This is a genomic window from Streptomyces sennicomposti (genome assembly GCF_019890635.1).
Lineage (GTDB): Bacteria > Actinomycetota > Actinomycetes > Streptomycetales > Streptomycetaceae > Streptomyces > Streptomyces sennicomposti.
In genome coordinates this window covers 25,873-50,416 of the sequence record NZ_JAIOAB010000053.1, presented here as the reverse complement: position 1 = coordinate 50,416, position 24,544 = coordinate 25,873, and the positions used below count along the sequence as shown (strand labels likewise).

The 24,544-nt window shown below is 73.9% G+C and carries 21 protein-coding genes and 1 pseudogene; 14 read left to right on the top strand and 8 right to left on the bottom strand.

Going from position 1 to position 24,544, the window contains the following annotated elements:
* Nucleotides 1–602 (top strand): diacylglycerol kinase family lipid kinase (locus K7787_RS24575; RefSeq protein WP_223002972.1); only part of this gene is annotated, 602 nt, incomplete at its 5' end.
* 146 nt (nucleotides 603–748) lie between these two features.
* Here K7787_RS24575 and K7787_RS24570 read toward each other — a convergent pair.
* On the bottom strand, nucleotides 749–1,132 hold the full coding sequence (locus K7787_RS24570) for a transglycosylase family protein (RefSeq protein ID WP_019983577.1): 384 nt from the start codon (nucleotides 1,130–1,132) through the stop codon (nucleotides 749–751).
* 302 nt (nucleotides 1,133–1,434) lie between these two features.
* Between K7787_RS24570 and K7787_RS24565 the strand changes: the two genes are divergently transcribed.
* The 6 genes and pseudogenes from K7787_RS24565 (at nucleotide 1,435) to hypE (ending at nucleotide 8,195) form a co-directional block, all read left to right on the top strand.
* Nucleotides 1,435–2,037, top strand: a complete 603-nt coding sequence (locus K7787_RS24565) for a hydrogenase maturation protease (protein ID WP_223002971.1) — start codon at nucleotides 1,435–1,437, stop codon at nucleotides 2,035–2,037.
* Between the two features lie 80 nt (nucleotides 2,038–2,117).
* A pseudogene (gene hypB / locus K7787_RS24560) lies at nucleotides 2,118–2,822 on the top strand (hydrogenase nickel incorporation protein HypB); the annotation flags it as partial.
* Nucleotides 2,823–3,094: 272 nt separating this feature from the next.
* On the top strand, nucleotides 3,095–5,446 hold the full coding sequence (hypF, locus tag K7787_RS24555) for a carbamoyltransferase HypF (protein WP_223002969.1): 2,352 nt from the start codon (nucleotides 3,095–3,097) through the stop codon (nucleotides 5,444–5,446).
* 148 nt (nucleotides 5,447–5,594) lie between these two features.
* Nucleotides 5,595–5,951 carry a HypC/HybG/HupF family hydrogenase formation chaperone gene (locus tag K7787_RS24550; RefSeq protein WP_199294066.1) on the top strand — a complete coding sequence of 119 codons (357 nt, stop codon included), beginning with the start codon at nucleotides 5,595–5,597 and terminating at the stop codon, nucleotides 5,949–5,951.
* Nucleotides 5,948–7,120 (top strand): hydrogenase formation protein HypD, encoded by a 1,173-nt coding sequence (gene hypD, locus K7787_RS24545; RefSeq protein WP_223002968.1) that lies wholly within the window; start codon nucleotides 5,948–5,950, stop codon nucleotides 7,118–7,120. Before K7787_RS24550 ends, hypD begins: the two co-directional genes overlap by 4 nt.
* Entirely contained in the window at nucleotides 7,113–8,195 is a 1,083-nt protein-coding gene (hypE, locus tag K7787_RS24540; protein WP_282107283.1) for a hydrogenase expression/formation protein HypE, read from the top strand. Before hypD ends, hypE begins: the two co-directional genes overlap by 8 nt.
* A gap of 77 nt (nucleotides 8,196–8,272) precedes the next feature.
* Here the strand turns inward: hypE and hypA are convergent, their stop codons facing one another.
* From hypA to K7787_RS24505, 7 genes are all read right to left on the bottom strand, one after another.
* Complete coding sequence (gene hypA, locus K7787_RS24535; RefSeq protein WP_223002967.1) at nucleotides 8,273–8,632, bottom strand: hydrogenase maturation nickel metallochaperone HypA; 360 nt, start codon at nucleotides 8,630–8,632, stop codon at nucleotides 8,273–8,275.
* A gap of 54 nt (nucleotides 8,633–8,686) precedes the next feature.
* Nucleotides 8,687–9,283: a DUF5947 family protein gene (locus K7787_RS24530; protein WP_019983586.1), complete on the bottom strand. Its 597-nt coding sequence runs from the start codon at nucleotides 9,281–9,283 to the stop codon at nucleotides 8,687–8,689.
* On the bottom strand, nucleotides 9,280–9,894 hold the full coding sequence (locus K7787_RS24525; protein ID WP_223002966.1) for a NifU-related iron-sulfur-binding protein: 615 nt from the start codon (nucleotides 9,892–9,894) through the stop codon (nucleotides 9,280–9,282). Before K7787_RS24525 ends, K7787_RS24530 begins: the two co-directional genes overlap by 4 nt.
* Nucleotides 9,891–11,681 carry a nickel-dependent hydrogenase large subunit gene (locus K7787_RS24520; protein ID WP_223002965.1) on the bottom strand — a complete coding sequence of 597 codons (1,791 nt, stop codon included), beginning with the start codon at nucleotides 11,679–11,681 and terminating at the stop codon, nucleotides 9,891–9,893. The genes K7787_RS24525 and K7787_RS24520 overlap by 4 nt, the downstream gene beginning before the upstream one ends.
* 107 nt (nucleotides 11,682–11,788) lie before the next feature.
* Nucleotides 11,789–13,531 carry a hypothetical protein gene (locus tag K7787_RS24515; protein ID WP_223002964.1) on the bottom strand — a complete coding sequence of 581 codons (1,743 nt, stop codon included), beginning with the start codon at nucleotides 13,529–13,531 and terminating at the stop codon, nucleotides 11,789–11,791.
* A gap of 341 nt (nucleotides 13,532–13,872) precedes the next feature.
* A complete protein-coding gene (locus K7787_RS24510) occupies nucleotides 13,873–14,355 on the bottom strand; it encodes an MSMEG_6728 family protein (RefSeq protein WP_164394295.1) in 483 nt (160 codons plus the stop codon).
* A 78-nt stretch (nucleotides 14,356–14,433) separates the two neighbouring features.
* Nucleotides 14,434–15,249, bottom strand: coding sequence for an SDR family NAD(P)-dependent oxidoreductase (locus K7787_RS24505; protein WP_164394297.1), 816 nt, complete (start codon nucleotides 15,247–15,249; stop codon nucleotides 14,434–14,436).
* Nucleotides 15,250–15,399: 150 nt separating this feature from the next.
* On the opposite strand from K7787_RS24505, the gene K7787_RS24500 reads away from it, so the two are divergent.
* The 7 genes from K7787_RS24500 to K7787_RS24470 all read left to right on the top strand — a co-directional run bounded on the left by K7787_RS24500 (nucleotide 15,400) and on the right by K7787_RS24470 (nucleotide 24,517).
* Nucleotides 15,400–16,467 carry a YihY/virulence factor BrkB family protein gene (locus K7787_RS24500; protein WP_223002963.1) on the top strand — a complete coding sequence of 356 codons (1,068 nt, stop codon included), beginning with the start codon at nucleotides 15,400–15,402 and terminating at the stop codon, nucleotides 16,465–16,467.
* A gap of 104 nt (nucleotides 16,468–16,571) precedes the next feature.
* Nucleotides 16,572–16,946, top strand: a complete 375-nt coding sequence (locus K7787_RS24495) for a DUF488 domain-containing protein (protein ID WP_009193365.1) — start codon at nucleotides 16,572–16,574, stop codon at nucleotides 16,944–16,946.
* A gap of 422 nt (nucleotides 16,947–17,368) precedes the next feature.
* Nucleotides 17,369–21,028: a nitrate reductase subunit alpha gene (locus K7787_RS24490; protein ID WP_223002975.1), complete on the top strand. Its 3,660-nt coding sequence runs from the start codon at nucleotides 17,369–17,371 to the stop codon at nucleotides 21,026–21,028.
* Nucleotides 21,025–22,653: a nitrate reductase subunit beta gene (gene narH, locus K7787_RS24485; protein ID WP_223002962.1), complete on the top strand. Its 1,629-nt coding sequence runs from the start codon at nucleotides 21,025–21,027 to the stop codon at nucleotides 22,651–22,653. Before K7787_RS24490 ends, narH begins: the two co-directional genes overlap by 4 nt.
* A complete protein-coding gene (gene narJ / locus K7787_RS24480; RefSeq protein WP_223002961.1) occupies nucleotides 22,650–23,408 on the top strand; it encodes a nitrate reductase molybdenum cofactor assembly chaperone in 759 nt (252 codons plus the stop codon). Before narH ends, narJ begins: the two co-directional genes overlap by 4 nt.
* Entirely contained in the window at nucleotides 23,405–24,148 is a 744-nt protein-coding gene (narI, locus tag K7787_RS24475; RefSeq protein WP_223002960.1) for a respiratory nitrate reductase subunit gamma, read from the top strand. The genes narJ and narI overlap by 4 nt, the downstream gene beginning before the upstream one ends.
* Nucleotides 24,149–24,184: 36 nt before the next feature.
* Nucleotides 24,185–24,517: a cupin domain-containing protein gene (locus K7787_RS24470; RefSeq protein ID WP_009193370.1), complete on the top strand. Its 333-nt coding sequence runs from the start codon at nucleotides 24,185–24,187 to the stop codon at nucleotides 24,515–24,517.
* Nucleotides 24,518–24,544 lie beyond the last annotated feature (27 nt).

Below are 24,544 nucleotides of genomic sequence, written 5' to 3'. Positions count from 1 at the left end.
TCGCCCGCGCGCTCGGCCTGCCCGCCGACCCGGACGAACTGGCCCGCGTCCTGCTGCACCACGCCCCGCGCCCCGTGGACACCATCGAGGTGGAGTCCGCCGTCCACCCCCGCACCGTCGTCCTCGGCAGCGTGTACGCGGGCGTCGACGCGCTCGCCAACCGGCACGCCAACCACGCCAGGCTGCTGCGCGGCGCCGCCTCGTACTACGCCGGCGGACTGCGCGCCGTCGCCACCTGGCGGGCGGCGACGTACCGCGTCACCGTCGACGGCGAGGAGCACACCCACCGCGGCTACACCGTGGTGGCCGCCAACTCGGCGTACTACGGCTCGGGCCGGATGATCGCGCCCGGGGCCCGGGTGGACGACGGCCTGCTCGACGTGGTGCTGATCCGCGCCGCCCCGCGCCGGCTGTTCTTCACCCTGATGAACGAGCTGAGGACGGGCGGCCACGTGGACCGCCCCGAGGTGCGGGTCCTGCGCGGCCGGGAGATCAGCGTCGCCGCCGACCGGGAGATACCGTACGGCGCCGACGGCGAGGTCGACGCCGTCCTGCCCGTCACGGCCCGCGTCCTGCCCGGCGCCCTGTCGATGCTGTGCTGACGGGACTGGGGGCGGAGCTCAGGGGGCGGAGCTCACGGAGGTCTACGGCCCGTCAGGTCAGGTACGGCTGACGGTCGTCGGGCCGGAGTCGGTGTGCGGCCCGGCGGGCCGGGAGAGGTGCGACCGCCGGGCCGCACACCGGCGGCCTACGCGCAGCCCCAGGCCGACATCCCCTGGAGGACGGCCAGCCGCTTGGCCACGATGATCTGCTCCTCGCGGGTGGCGAGATCGGCCCGGGGCGCGTACTTCAGACCGCCGGCCGCGATCCAGCTGGACTGCCTGAACTGCAGCCCGCCGAAGTACCCGTTGCCGGTGTTGGCCTTCCAGTCGCCGCCGGACTCGCAGGCGGCGATGGCGTCCCAGTCGGCCGTGCGGGCCTCGGCGGGAGCCGCGGCCGCCGTCGGGCCGCCGGCCAGGGCGGCGGTGGTCGCCGCGGCCAGCAGGGCGCCGCGCAGCGTGCGACGGGAGGGGCGGGCGGGGGCCTCGGCGAGCGGGGCGGAGGCTCTGTCGATGTTCTGTTGCCAGATCATGCGCAGACTGTTACATCACATGAACGGAAAGTAGCACCGCGACACGCCGACTCCCCGGGGCCCCCGCGCGGACCGCCGACGGGATTCGATCCGGATGGCGGACGACAGCGCCCCGGCCGCGCGAAACGCCGCGCCGGTCCTTCGCGCCACCGCGCCGGACGGCGAACATTCCGCGTCATGGACACGGACACCCCCCTCGCCACCGCCACGCCCCCGCTCCCCGCCACGGACACCCCGCTCCCCGTCACGGGCGCCCGGCCCGCAGCCGACGCGTTTCCCGCCCCGCTCCCCGGGGGCGTCCGATGACGGGCGACGCCGCACCGACCGCCCGGCTGCTCGTCGCCGGCGTCGGCAACATCTTCCTCGCCGACGACGCCTTCGGCCCCGAGGTGCTGCGCGCCCTCCAGGACCGCCCGCTGCCCCCCGAGGTCCGGGTGCGCGACTTCGGCATCCGCGGCCTCGACCTCGCCTACGAACTCCTCACCGGCTACGCAGCCGCCGTCCTCGTCGACGCCGCCCCGCGCGGCCACCGGCCCGGCACCCTCTCCCTGATCGAGCCCGACCTCCCGGCCGGCGCCGACTGCGCCCCGCCGGAGGCGCACGGCATGGACCCGGCCAAGGTGCTGGCCCTGGCCGCCCGGCTCGGCGACGGGCCGCTGCCCCGCGTCCTCGTGCTGGCCTGCGAACCCGAGACGGTGCCGCGCGGCGACGAGGACATCATGCCGGGCCTCAGCGCCCCGGTCCGCGCGGCCGTCGAACACGCCGTCACGGCCCTGCACACCATGATCCCGGTGCTCCTCGCCGACCCCGCGGCCACCCCGCCGTTGCGCCGCCCGGACGAATCCGCGCCCCCGCACACGGCTGCGCTGCCGCACCTGGCGGCCGGAGCGCCCCAGGATCGGTGAGGGACCCGGTCCCCGCGGCGCCCACCCCGGGCGGCGCACCGCGGACCGGCCCTCCCCAGCCGACCCCGAGGAGATGCGCCATGTGCCGGTCCGTCGACGTCAAGCAGGCCGTGCTCGCCAAGAACGACGACCTGGCCCACACCCTGCGCGACGACCTGGCCCGGCGCGGCGTCACCGTGGTCAACCTGCTGTCCAGCCCCGGCAGCGGCAAGACCGAACTCCTCGGCCGGGTGCTGGCCCGCGCCGTCGGGCGGGGCGTCCCGGTCGCCGCGCTCACCGCGGACCTGGCCACCGAGAACGACGCGCGCCGGCTGGCCCGTTCGGGCGCCCCGGTGCAGCAGGTCCTCACCGACGGCCTGTGCCATCTGGAGGCCCGTCAGGTGCGCCGCCGCTTGGAGGGCTGGCTCCCCGACGACACCGCCGTGCTGTTCGTGGAGAACGTCGGCAACCTCGTCTGCCCCGCCTCCTACGACCTCGGCGAGACGCTGCGGATCGTGCTGATGGCCGTCACCGAGGGCGAGGACAAACCGCTGAAGTACCCCACCGCCTTCGGCTCCGCCCACCTCGTCGTGACCACCAAGACCGACCTCGCCGCACCCGCCGGATTCGACGAGGCCGCCTTCCGCGCGAACGTGCACCGGGTCAACCCCGGGGTGGAGATCGTACGGAGCTGCGCCCGCACCGGCGAGGGCGTGGACACCGTCCTGGACCGGGCGCTCGCCACCCGCCACGCGGCCCCACCGCACCGCCCGCCCCTGGCCCCCCGCCCCCACGACCACGGCCACACCCACGACGACCCGCACGACGACGGTCACCGTCACACCCACGACGACGGTCACCGTCACACCCACGACGACCCGCACGGTCACACCCACGACGACGACCACGCCCACACCCACGGCCGGGAACACACCCACCCCGGCGATCACGTCCACCCCCACGACCACCCCCACCCGCACGACGAGGCCCGCCCCCACCCCGGCGACGGCGACCCCGCGCACGACGGCGGCCACGACCACTCCCACCCGGCGCCGGCCGTCACACCCGCCCCCGCCTCATGACCGCTGCGGCCACCGGCCCGGTGCGCCGCCGGCTCACCGTGCGGGGCACCGTGCAGGGCGTGGGCTTCCGGCCGTACGTGCACCGGCTCGCCGCCGACCTGGCGCTGGCCGGCTTCGTGAGCAACACCGCGAACGGCGTGCTGATCGAGGTGGAGGGACCGCCGGACGGCGTCGCGAGCTTCTGCGACCGGCTGATCCGGCAGCCGCCGCCGCTGGCCGCCGTCACCGGCGTCGGCGCCGAGGAGGTGCCCGCCACCGGGACCGCCGGACCCTTCACCATCCGGCCCACCGAGAACTCCACCGGCCGCACCCACCTCCCACCCGACACCGCCACCTGCCCCGACTGCCTGCGCGAACTGGCCGACCCCGCCGACCGCCGGCACCGCCACCCCTTCATCACCTGCACCCACTGCGGCCCCCGCTTCACCGTCGCCACCGCGATGCCCTACGACCGCCCCGCCACCACCATGGCCGGCTTCCCCCTGTGCCCCGCCTGCGCCCGGGAGTACGCCGACCCCGCCGACCGGCGCTTCCACGCCCAGCCCGTCGCCTGCCCCGACTGCGGCCCCCGGCTCCGCCTGGTGCCCGCCGAGGGCAGCGGCCTGCGCCCCGCCCGGGACGCCGAGGCGCTCGCGGCGGCCCGGAACCTGCTCGCCGCGGGGCGGATCGTCGCCGTCAAGGGCGTCGGCGGCTACCACCTGGCCTGCGACGCCACCGACTCCCGCGCCGTCGCCGCCCTGCGCGCCCGCAAGGAACGCGGCGGCAAGGCGTTCGCGGTGATGTGCGCCGACCCGGCCACCGCCGAGCAGATCGCCGACCTGACCGAGGCCGAGCGGACCGCGCTGACCGGCCCCCGCCGCCCCATCGTGCTGCTGCGCCGCCGCACCCGGCCCGGCGGGCCGCGCATCGCGGACGAGGTGTGCCCCGGCAGCCCGCACATCGGCGTGCTGCTGCCCTACACCCCCGTGCACACCCTGCTGTTCGGCCTGCCCGGCGACCCGCCCGGCCCCCGGGTGCTCGTCATGACCAGCGGCAACCGCTCGGGCGAGCCCATCGTCACGGACGACGAGGACGCGCTGACCCGGCTCGCCGGGCTGGCCGACGCCTGGCTCGCCCACGACCGCCCCATCGCCTCCCCGTGCGACGACTCACTGCTGCGGGTGCGCCCCGACGGCACCGAACAGGTACTGCGCCGCTCCCGCGGCCATGTGCCGCGTCCGCTGCGCCTCCCGGTCCCGGTGCGCCCCGCCCTCGCGGTGGGCGGCGACCTGAAGAACGCGCTCGGCGTCGGCGACGGCGAACACGCCTGGCTCGGGCCGCACATCGGCGACCTGGGCGACCTGGCCGGACTGGAGGCCGCCGGACGCGCCGAACGGCACCTGCTGCGGCTCACCGGAGTGACCCCGACTCTGGTCGCCGCCGACCGCCACCCCGGCTACCACTCGGCCCGCCTCGCCCGCCGCAGGGCGGACGAACTCGGCCTGCCCGAACCGGTGTCGGTCCAGCACCACCACGCGCACATCGCCTCGGCGATGGCCGAGCACGGACTCGACGGCGCCCGGCCGGTGATCGGCGTCGCCTTCGACGGCACCGGCTACGGCGACGACGGCACCGTCTGGGGCGGGGAGTTCCTGCTCGCCGACTACGCCGGCCACCGCCGCTTCGCCCACCTCGCCCCCGCCCCGCTGCCCGGCGGCGACGCCGCAGTGGCCAACCCGTGCCGGCTCGCGCTCGCCCGGCTGTGGGCCGCCGGACTGGACTGGGACCCCCGCCTGCCCAGCGTCGCCGCCTGCTCACCCGAGGAACTGGTAGTGCTCAGAAGGCAGTTGGAACGCGGGCTCGCCTGTGTGCCGACCTCCAGCATGGGCCGCCTCTTCGACGCCGTCGCCTCCCTCACCGGCGTCTGCCACCGCGCCCACTACGAAGCGCAGGCCGCCCTGGAGCTGGAGGCGGCGGCCGGCGAGGCCCGGGACGCGGACACGGTCGCGTACCCCTTCGGATACACCGACGGCCCCGGTCCGCTGCGCTGCGACCCCGCGCCCCTGCTGCGCGCCCTCCTCGCCGACCGGCGGCGCGGCACACCCGCGCCCGTCCTCGCGGCCCGATTCCACCGGGGCGTGGCGCGGGCGGTCGCGGAGATCTGCCGGCGCGCCCGCGCCGCCACCGGCCTGACCACCGTCGTCCTCACCGGCGGCGTCTTCGCCAACGGTCTGCTGGAGGAGGAGTGCGCCGCACGGCTGACGGCGGCCGGCCTCACCGTGCTGCGCCACGGCGAAGTCCCGCCGGGCGACGGCGGCCTGGCCCTCGGGCAACTGGTCGTGGCGGCGCACGAACGGCGGCGCGAGTGACCGGCCCGGCCGCGCCCGGGCCGGCGTACGACCCTGCCGGACGGATGAGCGGGCCGGGCCGCATGAGCCGGCCCGATGGAGCGGGCCGACCCGACCGTACGAGCCGGCCCGGCCGGCGGACTCAGACAGCGACGAGACGGAGTGACCCATGTGCTTGGCAGTGCCCGGCAAGGTCGTGTCCATCGACCACCGCGCCGACCCGCTCACCGGGCTGATCGACTTCGGCGGGGTGCGAAAACAGGCGTGCCTGGAGTACCTGCCCGACCTGCGGGTGGGCGAGTACGTCATCGTCCACGTCGGCTTCGCCCTGCAACGGCTGGACGAGGAGTCGGCCCGCGCCTCCCTGGAGCTGTTCGAGCAACTGGGACTGCTGGAGGAGGAGTTCGGCGACCCCTGGGCGCAGGCGGCACAGCAGGCGGAGGACACCGAACGGCAGGCCGAGGCCACGGCGCCGCGGGCGGCGGGCGCCGTCGCGGCCGAGCGGAACGGGAGTGAGGCCCGATGAAGTACATCGACGAGTTCAACGACCCCGACCTGGCCCGGCGGCTGCTGGACGAGATCCACGCGACGGCCACCCGGCCCTGGGCGCTGATGGAGGTCTGCGGCGGCCAGACCCACTCCATCATCCGCCACGGCATCGACCAACTGCTTCCCGAGAATGTCGAGTTGATCCACGGCCCCGGCTGCCCGGTGTGCGTGACGCCGCTGGAGGTCATCGACAAGGCCCTGGAGATCGCCGCGCGCCCCGACGTGATCTTCTGCTCCTTCGGCGACATGCTGCGGGTGCCGGGCACCGACCGGGACCTGTTCCGGGTCAAGGGCGAGGGAGGCGACGTACGGGTGGTGTACTCGCCGCTCGACGCCCTCCAGCTGGCCCGCCGCCACCCCGACCGGCAGGTGGTGTTCTTCGCCATCGGCTTCGAGACGACCGCGCCCGCCAACGCCATGGCCGTCCACCAGGCCCGCCGTCTCGGCCTCGACAACTTCAGCCTGCTGGTCTCCCATGTGCGGGTTCCCCCGGCCGTCGAGGCCATCATGACCGCCCCCGCCTGCCGGGTGCAGGCCTTCCTGGCCGCCGGGCACGTGTGCAGCGTCATGGGCACCGCCGAGTACCCGCGACTCGCCGAGCGGCACCGCGTCCCCATCGTGGTCACCGGCTTCGAACCGCTGGACATCCTGGAGGGCATCCGCCGCGCCGTCCACCAGCTGGAGCGCGGCGAGCACCGGGTGGAGAACGCCTACCCGCGCGCGGTGCGCGAGAGCGGCAACCCGGCCGCCCTGCGCATGCTGGAGGAGGTCTTCGAGGTCACCGACCGGGCCTGGCGCGGCATCGGACGCATCCCGGGCAGCGGCTGGCGGCTGTCGGAGGCCTACCGCGCCTACGACGCCGAGCACCGCTTCGACGTCACCGGCATCCGCACCGAGGAACCCGCGGTGTGCCGCGCCGGCGAGGTCCTGCAAGGACTGATCAAACCCACCAAGTGCTCCGCCTTCGGCACGACCTGCACGCCGCGCACCCCGCTCGGGGCCACCATGGTCTCCAGCGAGGGCGCCTGCGCCGCCTACTACCTCTACCGCCGGATGACCGGACCCGCCGTCCCGAGCGCGCCCGTGCCGGTGAGCACGCCCCAGGGCACCCGCGCCGCGCAGGAGGAGATGAACCCCGTTGGCTGAACTGGCTCCCGCGGCGGCCGAAGCCCCCGTCGACCCCGCGAACTGGACCTGCCCCGCCCCGCTGCGCGACCAGCCGGTCGTGGTCATGGGCCACGGCGGAGGCGGCGCCCTGTCCGCCGAACTGATCCAGGACGTCTTCGCCCCGGCCTACGGCAACCCCGTCCTGGCCGCCATGGGCGACTCCGCCGTCCTCCACCTGGGCGGCGCCCGGCTGGCGTTCTCCACCGACTCCTACGTCGTACGGCCGCTGTTCTTCCCCGGCGGCAGCCTCGGCGACCTCGCGGTCAACGGCACCGTCAACGACCTGGCGATGAGCGGCGCCCGCCCCGCCTACCTGTCGGCGGCCTTCGTCCTGGAGGAGGGCGTGGAGCTGGCCGTCGTGGACCGGATCGCCCGCGCCATGGGCGCGGCGGCCGAGGCGGCCGGCGTCACCGTCGCCACCGGCGACACCAAGGTGGTGGAGGCCGGCCACGGCGACGGGATCTACGTCACCACCGCCGGCGTGGGCCTGGTCCCCGAAGGGGTGGACATCCGCCCGCAGCGGGCCCGGCCGGGCGACGCCGTCATCGTCAGCGGCCCCATCGGCCTGCACGGCGTGGCCGTGATGAGCGTCCGGGAGGGCCTGGAATTCGGCGTCGAGGTCGCCAGCGACACCGCGCCGCTGGCCGATCTGGTGGCAGCGATGCTCGCCGTCACCCCGGACGTCCACGTCCTGCGCGACCCCACCCGCGGCGGACTGGCCGCCTCCCTCAACGAGATCGCCCGCGCCTCCGGCACCGGCGTCCGGCTCACCGAGCGGGCGATCCCCGTCCCGGACGCCGTCGTCAACGCCTGCGGCTTCCTCGGCCTGGACCCGCTCTACGTCGCCAACGAGGGCCGGCTCGTCGCGTTCGTGCCGCCCGCCGACGCCGACGAGGTCCTCGACGCCATGCGCGCCCATCCGCAGGGCGCGGGCGCCGCGCTGATCGGCGAGTGCGTCGCCGAACACCCCGGCATGGTCGTCGTCGCCACCAGCCTCGGCGGCACCCGCGTCGTGGACCTGCCTCTGGGGGAGCAACTCCCGCGCATCTGCTGATCCCACGAGGGAACCCACGAGCAGCGGCCCCGCCGGCGCCTCGGACGCCGACGGGGCCGCTTTCATCTGACGCCAAGTCAACTCGTCGGCAGCGGCTCCGGGTCGACGCGGACGATCTCCAACTCCCGTCCCGTGCGCAGATCCCGCGAGGGGCGGTCGCAGTGCGGGCACCAGAAGAAGGGCGGCATGCCCACCGCGAACTCGGCCGCGCACGCATCGCAGTACGCCCGCGCCGGCACCTGTTCCACGACGAGCCGGGCGCCCGCCAGCGCGGTGCCCTCCCGGACCGCCTCGAAGGCGAAGTCCAGCGCGTCCGGCACCACTCCGGACAGCTCGCCCACCCGCACGGTCACCGCCGAGACGGTCTCCACGCCGTCCGCCAGGGCGAGTTCCCCGGCCCGCTCCACGATCGCGGACGCGATCGACAACTCGTGCACGGCGACTCCCTGTGACTCGGCCCGGTCGGCGGCGCCGGACAGCCGCCGCTCGCCTCAATGCTGCTCGGTCAGCTGCTCGAAGAACTCCGTGACGGCGGGCCACACCCGGCCGCCGCCGGACAGCCCGCGCCACTCCCGGCGGACGACCGCCACCATCCGGAAGCAGTCGTCCACCGGCACGATCCAGTGATGGTCCAGCCCGTGCACGGTGTTCACGAGCAGCGCCTCCACCTCCGGCTCCATCGAGGCGAGTTCGGGACACCGCTCGCCGGCCCGCCGCCAGGCCGCCGCGTCCACCTCCCACCGCATGGACCCCGCCGGGCTCGGCCCCTGGGCGGTGACCGCGCCGTCGTCGTGCGGCACGAAGAACACCAGCCCGACCGGCACACCCAGCGCCTCGGTGTCCACCCGGCGCAGCCTCAGCCGCCGCCGGGGGACGCACCGGAACCGGCCGCCGCCCGCCGTGTCCCCGGCGAACAGCACCGAGCACGGGCGGCAGGCGCACCGCACCTCCGCCTGCTCCATGTCGTACAGGTGCGGATGCTCGTCCGGCACCGGGGCGGCGCACAGTTCGCACGCCTGCGCCGCCGCTGCCGCCGAACGGTCGGCCGAGGAGCGGATCAGCCGGGCCAGCGCACCGTCCCCGCTCACGTGGTCTCCCGCGCCCGGGTCGCGCCGCCGTCCCGGCGCGTCAGGGAACCCAGCGGCACGAACGCGGGCGCCGCCCGCCGCACCTCGGGCACCGGTTCCACCGCCGTCAGTTCGGGAGCGGCGGCGAGGACCGCCTCGCGCACCGCCTCCGTGACGTCCGCCGCGCCGCTGCCGCAGCCCCCGCCGCACCCGCCGCCCGTGCTCAGCCGCACCCGGGCCACCTGCCCGTCCAGACCGGCCCACTCCACGTCGCCGCCGCGCTCGCGCACGGCCGGGCGCAGCCGCTCCACCGCCCGCGCGGCCCGCTGCTCCGGGGGCTCCGGGTGGATTCCGTGCAGGACCAGAAGATGCCCCAACAGCTCGTCCTCGGCGAGCTGTTCGGCCAGGGCCGGGTCCGCGTGCTCCAGGATGCGGGTCAGCGCCTCGCCGTAGACCTCGGTGAGCAGGCCCACCGCCTCCAGCGCGGAGCGCACGGTGGGACCGGGCGCGGCCTCCAGACCGGCGAGCACCTCGTCGATCCTCGCGAGCCGCGCCTCGACCTCCGGGTCCCCGAGCCGGCCGCCGGGCGAGGTGTGTCCCGGCTCGGGTGAGGTGTGTCCCGGCTCGGTCACGACTGGCTGCCGTAGGTGGGCGTGTGGGTGGTGGTGAGGGTCTTGCCGTTGCCGAGATACATGTGCACGCCGCACGGCAGACAGGGATCGAAACTGCGGACGGTGCGCATGATGTCGACGCCCTTGAAGTCGTCGGGCCCGTTCTCCTCGAAGATCGGCTGCCCCTGCACGGCGTCCTCGTACGGGCCGGGGGTTCCGTAGTGGTCGCGGGGGCTGGCGTTCCAGGGGGTGGGCGGGTAGGGGTGGTAGTTGGCGATCTTCTTGTCCCGGATGACGAGGTGGTGCGAGAGGACGCCGCGGACGGCCTCGTGGAAGCCGCAGCCGATCGCCTCGTCGGGCACCTCGAAGTTGGTGAAGACCTGGGTGTTTCCGGCCCGGACGAGGGAGGTGGCCTCCTCCAGGAACTGGAAGGCCATCGCGGCGGCGTAGGCGATGAAGTACGGGCGGGCGCGGTCGCGTTCGATGGTGTTGGACCACTTCGGGATGTTCCACTCCAGCGTGGTCTCCGGCAGCGACTCGCCCTTGGGCAGGGTGATCCGCACGCTGTGGCCGGTGGTCTTGATGTACGGGGTGTCCACGATGTTGCTCAGGGCGGTGGACCACAGGCGGGCGAGCGGGCCGCCGCCCGTGTCCAGGGCGAGGTGGTCGCCGCTCTCCTGGTCGTACCAGCGCGGGCTCATGACCCAGGAGTAGTTGCCGTCGAAGTCGCGCTTCTGGGGGTGGGGGAGCGTGGTCTGGTTCCAGGGGTGGCGGATGTCGACGGGGTTGCCGAGCGGGTCGTGGGTGACGAAGGGCTCCTCGGCGGTCCAGTCCTCGTAGTAGGAGGAGCCGAGGAGGATGCGCAGACCGAGGTTGATGTCGATCAGGTTGTTGGTGCGCAGCCGGCCGTCCACGATGATGCCCGGGGTGACGTACATGGCCTTGCCCCAGGTGTTCATCGTGTCGTAGCGGTAGTCCACGACGTCCGGGTTCTGCCAGGCGCCCCAGCAGGCCAGGAGGGTGCGGCGCAGACCGACCTGCTCGTAGCCGGGGAGCGCCTCGTAGAAGAAGTCGAAGACGTCGTCGTTCATGGCGACGGCCTTCTTGACGAAGTCGACCACGTGCAGGAGGCGGGAGAGGTAGTCGGTGAACAGCGACGGAGTGGGCATGGTGCCCACGCCGCCCGGATACAGGGTGGAGGGGTGCACATGGCGGCCCTCCATCAGACAGAACATCTCCCGCGTCACCCGCGACACCTTCAGGGCCTGCTTGTAGACCTCGCCCTCGAAGGGGTTGAAGGCGCGCATGATGTCCGCGACGGTGCGGTAGCCGTGCACGTCGCCGCGCGGGGCCTGGGTGCGTTCGGCGCGGGCCAGGACGCCCGGGTTGGTCGCCTTCACCATGGCCTCGCAGAAGTCCACGAAGACCAGGTTGTCCTGGAAGATGGTGTGGTCGAACATGTACTCCGCGGCTTCGCCGAGGTTGGTGATGTGCTCGGCGAGCGGCGGGGGCTTGACGCCGTAGGCCATCTGCTGGGCGTAGTTGGAGCAGGTGGTGTGGTTGTCGCCGCAGATGCCGCAGATGCGCGAGGTGATGAAGCCCGCGTCGCGGGGGTCCTTGCCCTTCATGAAGACGGAGTAGCCGCGGAAGAGGGAGGAGGTGGAGCGGCAGTCGACGACTTCCTGGTTGGCGAAGTCGATTTTGGTGTAGATGCCCAGGTTGCCGATGATCCGGGTGATCGGATCCCAGGACATGTCCACGATCTGAGCGGGTTTGCGTCCCGCCGCACGAGCCTCGGTCGCCGTCATCTGCTTCTCGTCCCTTGCTGTGGGTGTGTCACGGGTGGGTGGGTCACGGATGGGTGGGGGTGCGCGGCGCTCGCCGTCGCCGCGAACGGGCCGCGGTGCTCGCCGGGTCAGGGGGCGGGGGCCGGCGCCTCGGGCGGTTCGGGTGCTGCGTGTGCTCCGGGCGGACCGGGCGGTGCGGACGGTGCGGGTGTCTCCGGTCCCTCGGCTGCCGTGAGCGGTTCGAGTTCCTCCGGGCGGAAGTAGTGGAAACGGCCGTACCAGGTGTGCAGTTCGGCCGCCGGGTCGTCCTCCAGCGTCACGGCCAGGTGCGTACTGCCGTCCACGTCGTGGAAGACGGCGGCGACCCGCGCGGCGCGCCCTGCCAGAAACATGTCCTGGGCGTCGGCGCCCCGGCCCCGCGGCCGCAGCAGGACCCGGCTGCCGCCGCCCACCGGCACCCCGTCCACGAGCACGGTGTCGGTCGTGGGGGAGAGCCCCTCGTCGCCGCCTTCCTGCCACCAGGCGGGCCGCTCGGCGTCGCTCGATCCGCCGGGGGCAAAAGGCCCGTCGGAGGCGAAAGGCCCGCCAGGCGTGGAAGATCCGCCAGGCGTGGAAGGTCCGGCAGGTGTGGGAGGCCCAGCGGGTGTGGGGGGTCCGGAGGGGGCGGGCGATCCGGCCGGGCTCAGTGAGCGGATCGCGCCGTGCAGCCGGGCGAACACCTCCGGGGGCATGCTGTCGACGCGGTCGATGATGTCGGCGGCGCGCGGGTCGGTGGCGCGGGCCTCGGCCTTCTCCTCGTCGGTCAGGAGCATCGTGCGCAGCGTCAGGATCTCGTCGATCTCCCCGGCGTCGTGCAGGTCGCCGGGGCTCTCCGGGGCGATCTGCGGACGGTCCGGGAGGATGATCGGCGCGGACAGCAGCAGCGGCCCCGTGCTCCCGCCGGACGCCTTGTGCCCTCCGTACGGCGACGTTCCGTCGGTCCGCGCAAGCGGCGCGCCGCCCAGCACCGGGAACGTGAACTCGCTGCGGCACTCGCCCGCCGGCCGCGCCAGCTCTCCTGGCGGGTCGATCAGGGACACGAACTCCACTCCGTCGCCGCCGACGAGGGTGTGCGTGGCGATGAGAGCCCGGCGCAGCGCCTCCTCGCGCGGGGCGCCCGGGTTCGCCGACCGCCCGGTGTTCTCGGTGCGCACCCGCAGCCGGACCAGGTCGTCCGCGAGCCGCACCGCCGTCAGCGTCGTGCGCGCGCGGACCTCCTCGCGCCTCCGGACCACCCGGCCTGCGCCCGAGGGCAGCGGCTCGGTCGCCTCGCCGCCCGGCGCACCCACCGAGGCGGTGTGCTCCCGGCCGTCGAGCAGATCGGCCAGGGCGGCGGCGAGGTCCGTCTCGCGGGGCACCGCCTCGTCGAAGGTCAGCCACGCGGTGCCGTCGTCCGCGCGCAGCGACGGCACCGGGCGGTGGCCGCCATCCGGTCCGGCCGCCTCCACCTGCTTGTGCTGCGTCTGGAGGTACCGCACCCGCACCCGTACGGCGGCGTCCGGCCGCCGCGTACGCAGCAGGCACTCGGTCTGCTGGTACCAGGAGTCCGCCGAGCCGGACACCCCGACGGCGACGGGCCCGTCCCGCTCCACCCAGTCGCGCGGCAGCAGGACCCCGAACTGCCAGCGCACCCGGTTCTTGGGCGACGAGCGGCGGTAGGGGTAGAGGAGATAGCCCTCGTAGAGGACGGCGTCGGCGACCGCGCTCAGCTGCTCGAACCCCGCGGGACCCGGGCCGCTTCCCGGGGCGGGCCCGGCCGGGAGGGCGCTGTCCTCGGCGGTGGCGGCGGTGGCGGCGCGGGCGACGTCGTCCTCGGCCACGGCATCGGGCATCCGGCCCTCCTCGGGGTAGGCGTGTGCGCCATCCCTTCCACCACCGCGGCACCGCTCACGCGCCCCGCCCCCCTTGGGGCAGCGGGTTCGACCGGGCGGCGCAACGACGGCGGCCGGAGGTTGCGGGACCGGGCTCGCCCCACTCCGGTCGCGAGGCGTCCGCCTCACGGCTCTCGGGCGCGCGCCTCAGCTACGCCCCGGGTGAGAGGCACCGGCTCGGCCCGGTCGGCGGGCGCCAGGCACCGGCTCGGCTCGGTCGACGGCTGTCAGGCACCGGCCCGGTCGACGGGTGTGCGGCGCGCCGCGAGGGCCGTCCCGGCCCCCAGGCGGCCGGCGTCGGCTCAGTCCCCGGTGGTGAGCGACGCGCGGTCCGACGCCGGCCACACGTACGGCAGGTCGTCGGGCACCCCGGGGAAGAGCGGCGCGTACCGCTCCGGGTCCTTGCGCACCAGCGCCGACCGGTGGCTGAGGTGCAGGGCCTCGTCGCCGAGCCAGGGCGGCAGCTCGCCCGCCTCCGCCAGCTCCGGCTGCGCCCGCACCTGCGTGCCGGGGCGGGCGGCGGCGAGATCGGCGACGAGGGTGGCCGCGCAACTGTCCTGGTGGCCGTGGTCGCGCCAGACGCGGCACACGTCCAGCCCGTACCGCACCAGCGCCTCCTCGTAACCGGCCCACATCCGCACCGCCGGATGCCGGCGCCACCCGTACCCCGGCACGGTCAGCCCCCGCAGCACCTGCAACGCCTCCACCCGCTGCTTGCCCAGCCGCCGCCGGTCCAGCACCAGCGCGGACTCGGTGAAGCCGGGATACGGCAGGAAGGTCTGCATGGATCACCGCCCGCGATGCGTCGAAGTGGGGGAGGCGTCCCCCGACGGCCGCGGCCGGCCGGTCGGGGCGAGCGCGCACTACCCCTGATCGTCGCCGCCCCCGTCCCCCGAGCCCGGCTCCGCCATCTTCCGGTGCGCCGCGGCCTTCGCGCTGTCCGGCAGGATCTTGTTCGCGGCGCCCTGCGCCTTCGTCTTCAGCGAGCCGGTGACGACCTTCGTCCGCCCCTTGGCCACCGCCTCGTACGCCTGCGCGGCGACCTGCGCCGGGTCGTCCTTCGGACCGGCGCCGATCCTGGTGTCGCCCATGTCGGCCCGCCGGAAGAAGTCCGTGTCGGTCGGCCCCGGCATGAACGCGGTCACGCTCACCCCGGTGTCCTTCACCTCGTCCTGGAGAGCCTGCGCGAAGGACTGCACGAACGACTTCGAGGCGTTGTACACCGACTGGAAGGGGCCCGGCATGGTGGCGGCGATGGAGGACGTGAACACCAGGCTGCCCTCGCCGCGCGCCACCATGTCCCGCAGCAGCGGCTTGGCGAGGCGGACCGTGGAGGTCACGTTCAGGTCGATCACGGAGAGGTCGTCGGCCAGATCGGTGTCGGCGAAGGCCCCGCCCTGCCCGACCCCCGCGTTCAGCGCGGCCACGTCCACCGTCAGCCCCGTCGTGGCGGCCACCAGATGGTCCACGCCCGCCGGGTCCCGGAGGTCCGCGCGCACCGCCCGCACCTCGGCGCCGGTCTCCCGCAGCCGCTGCGCGGCATGGTCGAGACGGTCGTCCTCGGCGTTGACGAGAAGGTCGTAGCCGTGCTCGGCGAACTGCCGGGCCAGTTCGTATCCGATGCCGCTGGAGGCCCCGGTCACCAGGGCGAGCGGCTTGCTGTCGTCGTTGGCGTCCATGGGGACGGAGTAACCGCGCAGCCCGCGTCCAACCCACCGGGCCGGGCGGGGCGCGGCACCGGCTCCACGCATGGAACGCCCTGGCCAGGGCACCTGGAAGCGGTGGCGACCGGTACGAGCGGCGCCACGGCCGACAGTGTGGGAGAGCGCATGGACGTGCTGGCCCGACTGGATGCCTACCAGCGACGGCATCGCTGGGCGGGGCTGCCGCTGGCCGTGATCTACAAGTTCTACGACGACCAGGCCGCCTATCTGGCCGCGCTGCTGACGTACTACGGGTTTCTGGCGCTGTTCCCGCTGCTGCTGTTCCTCGTCGCGGTGCTCAGCGCCGTCCTCAGCGGCAATCCCCGACTCCAGCAGTCGGTGCTGAACTCGGCCCTGAGCGAGTTCCCGGTGATCGGCGACCAGATCGGCCACAACATCCACTCCTTCCACGGCAACACCGTCGCCGTCACGGTCGGTGTGCTCGGCAGCGCCTACGGCGCGCTGAACGTCGCCCAGGCCGCGCAGCACGCCCTGAACAAGATCTTCGCGGTGCCCCGGCACGCCCGCCCCGACCCGTTCCGCTCCCGGCTCAAGGGGCTGAAGTTCCTCACGCTGCTCGCGGCCGGGTTGCTGGTGACGACGGGGCTGTCCACCGCCGCCGAGTGGGCCTCCGGGGTGTTCGGCGCCCGGCTCCAGACCGGGGTGCGGATCGCCGCCGAACTGCTGTCCGTGCTGCTGAACGCCGCCCTGCTGGTGGGCAGCTACCGCGTGCTGACCCGCCGCAAGCTGCCGCTGCGCATCATGTACGGCCCGGCGCTGGGCGCCGCCTGTGCCTGGCAGGGGCTGCTGTGGGTCGGCACGTACTACGTCGACCACGTGCTGCAGGGCGCCACCGCGACGTACGGCCTGTTCGGCATCGTCCTCGGCCTGCTGGCGTGGATCTATCTGGGGGCGCTGGTGTACGTGTTCACGGCGGAGGTCAGCGCGGTACGGTGCATGCGGCTGTGGCCGCGCAGCCTGCTGACCCCGTTCACCGACCGCGTCCACCTGACCCCCGGCGACCAGCGGGCCTACCGGTCCTACGCCGCCACGGAGGCCTTCAAGGGCTTTCAGAAGGTCACCGTCCACTTCGACCCGCCGCCGCACGCGGACCCGGGCGAGGGACCGGCCCCCGCCGCCGGTGACGGACCGGGCCCCGCCGACCCGGGCGGCCCCGGCTGCCCGCCCGCCTGACACCCGGCCCCACCGACCCACCGGCTGCACCGACCCACCAGCTGCACCGACCCACCGACCCCAGACTCCACCGGCTCACGGAGACCCGCCGAACGGAGGAACCCATGGCCGAGCACATCACCTACCGGCGCGTCTACGAGGACACCTCGCCCGAGGACGGCAAGCGCGTGCTCGTGGACCGGGTGTGGCCGCGCGGGATGCGCAAGGAGGACGCCCACCTGGACGAGTGGCTGCGCGACGTGGCCCCCTCCACCGACCTGCGCCACTGGTACGGCCACGAGCCGAGCCGGTTCGACGAGTTCCGCCGCCGCTACCTCGCCGAACTGCGCGACGCCGGCCACCGCGAGGCGGTCGGCCACCTGCGCGACCTCGCCGACCACGACCGCCTCACCCTGCTCACCGCCACCAAGGACGTGGACCACAGCCAGGCCGCGGTCCTCGCCGAATGGCTGACCCACAGCAGGCGAACCCGCACCTGACCGCCCGCACCTGCCCGCCCGCGCTCGACCGCCCGCACCTGACCCCCCATACCTGCCTGTCCGCACTCGACCGCCCGCACCCGGACCGTCCCGCCCCCGAACCGTCCCGCCCCCGGACGTCCGCAACTCGGCCGCCGCCCGATTCGCACGATTGGCCCCTTGCGGCCCTCCGCCCCGCGGCCAAGACTGGCCATGGTCGTTTCCGCCCCCGGCCTCCCGCGAGCACGCCGGACCCGGCCGTCCCCCGCGCCGGGACGGTCCCCCGCGCCGGGACGGTCCCCCGGGCGGGGGCTGCCCCTTCCGCGACCGCGTCCCGAACAACCGTTCCGTCCATCCGCTGCGGCACCGCGCGTCTCACGCGCAAGAGAGGCGAGGGTGTGAGCACGAGCACCGACCGCTCCGGTGAGGCCCTGGACCGGCTGATGCGCGCGGCCCAGTACTTCTTCCCCGGCGAGCAGTCGCCCGACCGGCGGGTGCTGTACCGGGAGGGTGGCCGGGCGGCGGAGGAGTTCTACCGGGAGCGGTGGCGGCACGACCGCGAGGTCCGCTCCACCCACGGAGTGAACTGCACCGGCTCCTGCTCCTGGCGGGTGTTCGTCAAGGACGGCATCATCACCTGGGAGACCCAGGCGACCGACTACCCGAGCGTGGGCCCCGACTCGCCCGAGTACGAGCCCCGGGGCTGCCCGCGCGGCGCGTCGTTCTCCTGGTACACCTACTCGCCCACCCGCATCCGCTACCCCTACGTCCGCCGCCCCCTGCTCCAGCTGTGGCGGCAGGCCCGCGCCCGCACCGACGACCCGGTCGAGGCCTGGCGGTGGCTGACCTCCGACCCGGAGCGGTGCGCCGCCTACAAGCGGGCCCGCGGCAAGGGCGGCTTCGTGCGCTCCACCTGGCAGGAGGTCATGGAGCTGATCGCGGCCGCCCAGGTGGACACGGTCGAGCGGTACGGCCCCGACCGCATCGTCGGCTTCTCCCCGATCCCGGCGATGTCGATCGCCTCGTACTCGGCGGGCACCCGCTACCTGTCGATGATCGGCGGGACCATCTCCTCCTTCTACGACTGGTACGCCGACCTGCCGATGGCCTCCCCGCAGGTGTTCGGCGACCAGACCGACGTACCGGAGTCCGCCGACTGGTGGAACGCCGGGTATCTCATCGTGTGGGGCACCAACCTGCCCATCACCCGCACCCCCGACGCCCACTTCATGACCGAGGCCCGCTACCGGGGACAGAAGGTCGTCGTGGTCTCCCCGGACTACGGCGACCACACCAAGTTCGCCGACGACTGGCTCGCCGCCGCCCCCGGCACCGACGGCGCGCTCGCCATGGCCATGGGCCACGTCATCCTCACCGAGTTCTACCGCGACCGGCAGGTGCCCCGCTTCACCGAGTACGCCAAGACCTACACCGACCTGCCGTTCCTGGTCCGGCTGCGCGAGCGGGACGGAGGCGACGGGGCGTACGTGCCGGACAAGTTCCTCACCGCCGCCGACCTGCCCGGCGCCGCCGAGGAGGCGGCCGAGTTCAAGACGGTGCTGCTGGACGCGGCCACCGGCGAACCGGTCGTCCCCGGCGGCTCGCTCGGTTTCCGCTGGACCGAGCCCGAGGACGGCCCCCGCTGGAACCTGAGGCTGGACGGCGTCGACCCGCTGCTGAGCCTGTACGGCCGCCCGGGCGGCGAGGCCGTGGCGGTGGACCTGCCGCGCTTCGACGCCGGACCGGAGGAGTCCGGCGGCGCCGTGCGGCGCGGCGTGCCGGCCACCCGGATCGGCGGCCACCTGGTGACGACGGTGTTCGACCTGGTCATGGCCCAGTACGCGGTGGGCCGCGAAGGCCTGCCCGGCCGGTGGCCCACCGGCTACGACGACGCGGACGAGCCCTGCACACCCGCCTGGCAGGAGGCCGTCACCTCGGTGCCCGCGCGGGCCGCCGCCCGGGTCGCCCGCGAGTTCGCGCGCAACGCCGAACGCACCGACGGCCGCTCCATGATCGCGATGGGCGCGGGCACCAACCACTGGTTCCACTCCGACCAGATCTACCGCGCCTTCCTCTCCCTGACCATGCTCACCGGCAGCCAGGGCGTCAACGGCGGCGGCTGGGCGCACTACGTCGGCCAGGAGAAGGTGCGCCCCATCACCGGCTGGTTCCACCTCGCCTTCGGCCTGGACTGGCAGCGGCCCACCCGGCACATGGTGGGCACCCCGCTGTTCTGGCTCGCCACCGACCAGTGGCGCTACGAGGCGTTCCCCGCCGACGTGCTCGCCAGCCCGCTCGGCCGGGGCCGGCTCGCCGGGCGCACCCTGCCCGACCTCAACGCGCTCGCCGCGCGCCTGGGCTGGATGCCCTCCCACCCGACCTTCGACCGCAACCCGCTGGACATCTGCGACGACGCGCAGCGGGCCGGCAAGGACGTCGCCGACCACATCGTGGACGAACTCAAGGCGGGGCGTCTGCGGTTCGCCGCCGAGGACCCCGACGACCCGGCCAACTTCCCCCGGGTGCTGCTCATCTGGCGCGCCAACCTGTTCGCGTCGTCGATGAAGGGCCACGAGTACATGCTCCGGCACCTGCTCGGCACCGACGACGCGACGACCGCCCCCGAGACCCCGCCCCACCTGCGGCCGAAGGATGTCACCTGGCGCGACCCGGCGCCCGTCGGCAAGCTCGACCTCTCCGTCGCCGTCGACTTCCGGATGACCAGCACCTGCCTGTTCTCCGACGTGGTGCTGCCCGCCGCCACCTGGTACGAGAAGTTCGACCTGTCCTCCACCGACATGCACCCCTTCGTGCACGCCTTCAACCCGGCCATCGCACCGCCCTGGCAGACCCGCAGCGACTTCGACGTCTTCCACACCCTCGCCGCCGAGTTCTCCCGCCTGGCCGCCGGCCGCCTCGGGGTGCGCCGCGACGTCATCGCCGCCCCGCTCGCCCACGACACACCCGACGAACTCGCCCAGCCGCACGGCGTCGTACGCGACTGGAAGGCCGGCGAGTGCGAGCCCGTCCCCGGCCGCACCATGCCCAGACTGACCGTCGTGGAACGCGACTACACCAAGGTCGCCGAGAAGATGGCCGCCGTCGGACCGCTGCTCGACACCCTCGGCACCGCCACCAAGGGCGTCTCCTGGCACCCGGGCGAGGAGATCGACGACCTGCGCGCCCGCAACGGCGTCGTGCGCGGCGGCGTCGCCGACGGGCGGCCCTCCATCGCCCGTGACGACCAGTTCTGCGAGGCCGTCCTCGCCCTGTCCGGCACCACCAACGGCCGCCTGGCCGTCGAGTCGCTGCGCGCTCTGGAGAAACGCACCGGCCTTCGCCTCGCCGACCTCGCCGAGGAACGCTCCGGCGACCGCATCACCTTCGAGGACACCCGCACCCAGCCCCGCGCCGTGATCACCTCGGCCGAGTGGTCCGGTACCGAGTCCGGCGGTCGCCGCTACTCGCCGTTCACCGTCAACGTCGAACGCCTCAAACCCTGGCACACCCTCACCGGCCGCCAGCACTTCTTCCTCGACCATGACTGGATGGCCGAGTTCGGCGAACAACTCCCCGTCTACCGGCCGCCGTTGAACATGCTCGCCCATGTCGGCGACCCCCGCCGCAACCCGGCCGGACACCCCGAGCTGGTGGTGCGCTACCTCACCCCGCACTCGAAGTGGTCCATCCACTCCGAGTACCAGGAGAACCTGCACATGCTCACCCTCTTCCGCGGCGGGCCCGGCATCTGGATGAGCCCGCTGGACGCGGAGAAGATCGGGGTCGCCGACAACGACTGGATCGAGGCGTACAACCGCAACGGCGTGGTCGCCTGCCGGGCCGTGGTCACCCACCGCATGCCCGAGGGCACCGTGTTCATGTACCACACCATGGACCGGCACCTGAACGTGCCGCGCACCGAGACCTCCGGACTGCACGGCGGCGGCGACAACTCCCTGACCCGCCTGCTGATCAAGCCCACCCATCTCATCGGCGGCTACGCCCAGTTCAGCTACGCCTTCAACTACATCGGTCCCACCGGCAACCAACGCGACGAGATCACCGTCGTCCGCCGCCGCGCACAGGAGGTCGACTTCCAGTGAAGGTGATGGCCCAGGTGGCCATGGTGATGAACCTCGACAAGTGCATCGGGTGCCACACCTGCTCGGTGACCTGCAAACAGACCTGGACCAACCGGCCCGGCACGGAATACGTGTGGTTCAACAACGTCGAGACGAAACCCGGCGCCGGCTACCCGCGCCGCTACGAGGACCAGGACACGTGGAAGGGCGGCTGGACCCTCGACCGCCGGGGCCGGCTCAAGCTGAGGGCCGGCGGCCGGCTGCGCAAACTCCTCACCCTCTTCCACAACCCCGACCTGCCCTCGCTGGACGACTTCTACGAGCCGTGGACGTACGACTACCAGAGCCTGACCACGGCCCCGCTGTCCGACACCTTCCCCAGCGCCCGCCCCAAGTCGCAGCTCACCGGCCGGGACATGCGGCCCGTGCACGGCCCCAACTGGGACGACGACCTCGCCGGGGCCGCCGAGTACGCCGCCACGGACCCCAATCTCAAGGGCCTGGCCGAGCGGGTGCGCCTGGAGTTCGAGCACACCTTCATGTTCTATCTGCCGCGCATCTGCGAGCACTGCCTCAACCCGTCCTGCGTCGCCTCCTGCCCCTCGGGCGCGATGTACAAGCGGGAGGAGGACGGCATCGTCCTCGTCGACGAGGACCGCTGCCGCGGCTGGCGGTTCTGCGTCTCCGGCTGCCCGTACAAGAAGGTCTACTTCAACCACCGCACCGGCAAGGCCGAGAAGTGCACCTTCTGCTACCCGCGCATCGAGGCCGGCCAGCCCACCATCTGCTCGGAGACCTGCGTCGGTCGGCTGCGCCACCTCGGCGTCATGCTCTACGACGCCGACGCCGTCCTCGACGCCGCCTCCGTCAAGGACGACAAGGACCTCTACGAGGCCCAGCTGTCCGTCTTCCTCGACCCGCACGAGGAAGGGGTGCGCGAGGCCGCCGCCCGCGACGGCATCGCCCACGACTGGATCGAGGCCGCCCGCCGCTCGCCCGTGTACGCCCTGATCAAGGAGCACCGGGTGGCGCTGCCCCTGCACCCGGAGTACCGCACCCTGCCCATGGTCTGGTACGTGCCGCCGCTCTCCCCGGTCGCCGACGCCGTGCACGCCACCGGCTACCACGACGACGACCCCGACCGGATCTTCGCCGCCATCGACGCGCTGCGCATCCCCGTGGAGTACCTGGCGAACCTGTTCACCGCGGGCGACACCGCCGTGGTCGAGCGCGTCCTGCGCACGCTCACCGCGATGCGCGGCCACATGCGGGCGAAACAGCTCGGCGACCCGGTCGACCCGCACCTGCTGGAGCGGGCCGGCACGACCGCCGACGGCGTCGAGGACCTCTACCGGCTGCTCGCCGTCGCCAAGTACGACGAGCGTTACGTCGTCCCCAAGGCGCACGCCGAGGGCTCCGGCGCCCTGATGGCCCAGCACTGCTCCCTGGACCGCCCCGGCGGGGTCGCCGACCTCGCCTCCCACGACGCGGTGGACCCCGCGCCGCCCGCGTTGCCGGGCCTGACCGCACCGGGCGGCGGCAGCCACTTCCGCGACAGCGACGGACAGGTCCGCTTCAACCTCCTCGGCTGGAACGGCAGCGAAGACGCCCCCGGCCTCTTCGGCGCCGAGGGGAGCGCCCCGTGAACCGCCGCCCCGCCCCCGACACCCCCGCCCTGCACCGCATCGCCGCCGTCCTGCTGCGCTACCCCGATGCGGCGGTGCTCGCCGCCCTCGACGACGTGACCGCCGCGCTGCCCGCCGTCCGCGACGCCGCCGACCGGGCCCGGCTCGCCGCCGTCACGGCACACCTGCGCGCCCTGCCGCCGGGGGAGGCCGCCGAACGCTACGTCGCCGTCTTCGACCACACCCGCCGCCACTGCCTGCACCTGACCTACTACCGGCACGGCGACACCCGCGCCCGCGGCATGGCGCTGCTCGCCCTCAAACACACCTACCGGCAGGCCGGACACGAGCCCCCCGAGGACGAACTGCCCGACTTCCTGCCGCTGGTCCTGGAGTTCGCCGCGCTCGCCCCCGAACCCGGCCACCGCGTCCTGCTCCAGTGCCGGGCCGGGCTCGAACTCCTGCGGCAGTCGCTGGCCGAGCGCCGCGACCCGTACGCGCCCGTGCTGGACGCGGTCTGCGGACGCCTGCCCCGGCCGGGCCGCCGCGAACGCGACACCTGGCGGCGGCTGGCCGCCGAAGGACCCCCGAGCGAACACGTGGGCGCGCAGCGCGCGGGCACCGAGCCCTTCGCCCCGCCGGAATACCTGACCTCCGCGCAGATGACGCCCGAACGGACGGCACCCGTACCCACGGGACCCGCACCGTCGGCACCCGTGCTCATGACGCCCGTACCGACGCCGCCCGCCGCGACCGCTTCCGGGGAGGACCGATGAGCTCCTGGGACCTGTGGTGGTGGGTCATCCTGCCCTACCTCGCCCTCGTCATTTTCGTCGTCGGCCACATCTGGCGCTGGCGGTACGACCAGTTCGGCTGGACCAGCCGCTCCACCCAGCTCCAGGAGGGCCGCCTGCTCAAATGGGGCGGACCCCTCTTCCACTACGGCGCCTTCGCCGCCATCGCCGGACACGTCCTCGGCATCCTCGTCCCGGAGTCTTTCACCCGTTGGCTCGGCATCCCGGAGGACGTCTACCGCTGGTTCTCCTCCGTCGGCGGCACCGTCGCCGCGCTCGCGGTGATCGCCGGAGTCGCCGTGCTCGCCTTCCGCCGCACCACCGTGCCCCGGGTGCGCGCCGCCACCAGCCCCGTCGACTGGCTCGCCCTGATCCTGCTCGCGATCGTGATCGTGCTCGGCATCACCCCGACCATCGGCGTCAACCTCCTCGGCGAGGGCTACGACTACCGGCGCAGCGTCTCCCTGTGGTTCCGGGGCCTGTTCGCCGGGAACCCGGACGTCGCCGCGATCTCGCACGCGCCGCTGATCTACCAGGTCCACGCCACCGCCGCCTGGGCCATCCTCGCCGTCTGGCCCTTCACCCGGCTCGTGCACGCCTGGAGCGTGCCGCTGTGGTACCTGTGGCGTCCCTACGTCCTCTACCGCAGCAGGGTCCCCGCCCACCCCGCCGAGCCGGGCACCAGCGGACGCCGCTGGCGCCGTATCGGCGTCCGCTACTGACGCCGTCGCCACCGCACCGACCGAGGAGCCGAAGCCATGCAGAAGATCTCCCTCGACGCCCGGGCCCGTGAGCACCTGGAACGCGCCGCGGCGGCGAGCACCGGCCGCAGCGCCGAGACCGTCTACGGCGGCCACGAGCACGTCCTGCGCCAGACCCTCATCACCCTGCGCGCCGGCACCTCCCTCACCGAGCACGAGAACCCCGGCGAGGCCACCGTCCTCGTGCTGCGCGGCCGGGTCCGGCTGCTGAGCGGCGAGGACTCCTGGGACGGCCGGGCCGGCGACCTGCTCGTCGTCCCCGAGGCCCGGCACAGCCTGGAGGCCGTCGAGGACGCCGCGGCCCTGCTCACCGTCGCCAAGAAGCCCTGACGGCGATGCCGGAAGCGGCCGGGAGCC

What these genes read in the sequence shown, in the direction of transcription:
- K7787_RS24570 (WP_019983577.1), bottom strand. Translation starts at nt 1,132, where the DNA reads ATGATCTGGCAACAGAACATCGACAGAGCCTCCGCCCCGCTCGCCGAG.
- K7787_RS24565 (WP_223002971.1), top strand. Translation starts at nt 1,435, where the DNA reads ATGACGGGCGACGCCGCACCGACCGCCCGGCTGCTCGTCGCCGGCGTC.
- hypF (WP_223002969.1), top strand. Translation starts at nt 3,095, where the DNA reads ATGACCGCTGCGGCCACCGGCCCGGTGCGCCGCCGGCTCACCGTGCGG.
- K7787_RS24550 (WP_199294066.1), top strand. Translation starts at nt 5,595, where the DNA reads ATGTGCTTGGCAGTGCCCGGCAAGGTCGTGTCCATCGACCACCGCGCC.
- hypD (WP_223002968.1), top strand. Translation starts at nt 5,948, where the DNA reads ATGAAGTACATCGACGAGTTCAACGACCCCGACCTGGCCCGGCGGCTG.
- K7787_RS24520 (WP_223002965.1), bottom strand. Translation starts at nt 11,681, where the DNA reads ATGACGGCGACCGAGGCTCGTGCGGCGGGACGCAAACCCGCTCAGATC.
- K7787_RS24515 (WP_223002964.1), bottom strand. Translation starts at nt 13,531, where the DNA reads ATGCCCGATGCCGTGGCCGAGGACGACGTCGCCCGCGCCGCCACCGCC.
- K7787_RS24510 (WP_164394295.1), bottom strand. Translation starts at nt 14,355, where the DNA reads ATGCAGACCTTCCTGCCGTATCCCGGCTTCACCGAGTCCGCGCTGGTG.
- K7787_RS24505 (WP_164394297.1), bottom strand. Translation starts at nt 15,249, where the DNA reads ATGGACGCCAACGACGACAGCAAGCCGCTCGCCCTGGTGACCGGGGCC.
- K7787_RS24500 (WP_223002963.1), top strand. Translation starts at nt 15,400, where the DNA reads ATGGACGTGCTGGCCCGACTGGATGCCTACCAGCGACGGCATCGCTGG.
- K7787_RS24495 (WP_009193365.1), top strand. Translation starts at nt 16,572, where the DNA reads ATGGCCGAGCACATCACCTACCGGCGCGTCTACGAGGACACCTCGCCC.
- K7787_RS24490 (WP_223002975.1), top strand. Translation starts at nt 17,369, where the DNA reads ATGCGCGCGGCCCAGTACTTCTTCCCCGGCGAGCAGTCGCCCGACCGG.
- narI (WP_223002960.1), top strand. Translation starts at nt 23,405, where the DNA reads ATGAGCTCCTGGGACCTGTGGTGGTGGGTCATCCTGCCCTACCTCGCC.
- K7787_RS24470 (WP_009193370.1), top strand. Translation starts at nt 24,185, where the DNA reads ATGCAGAAGATCTCCCTCGACGCCCGGGCCCGTGAGCACCTGGAACGC.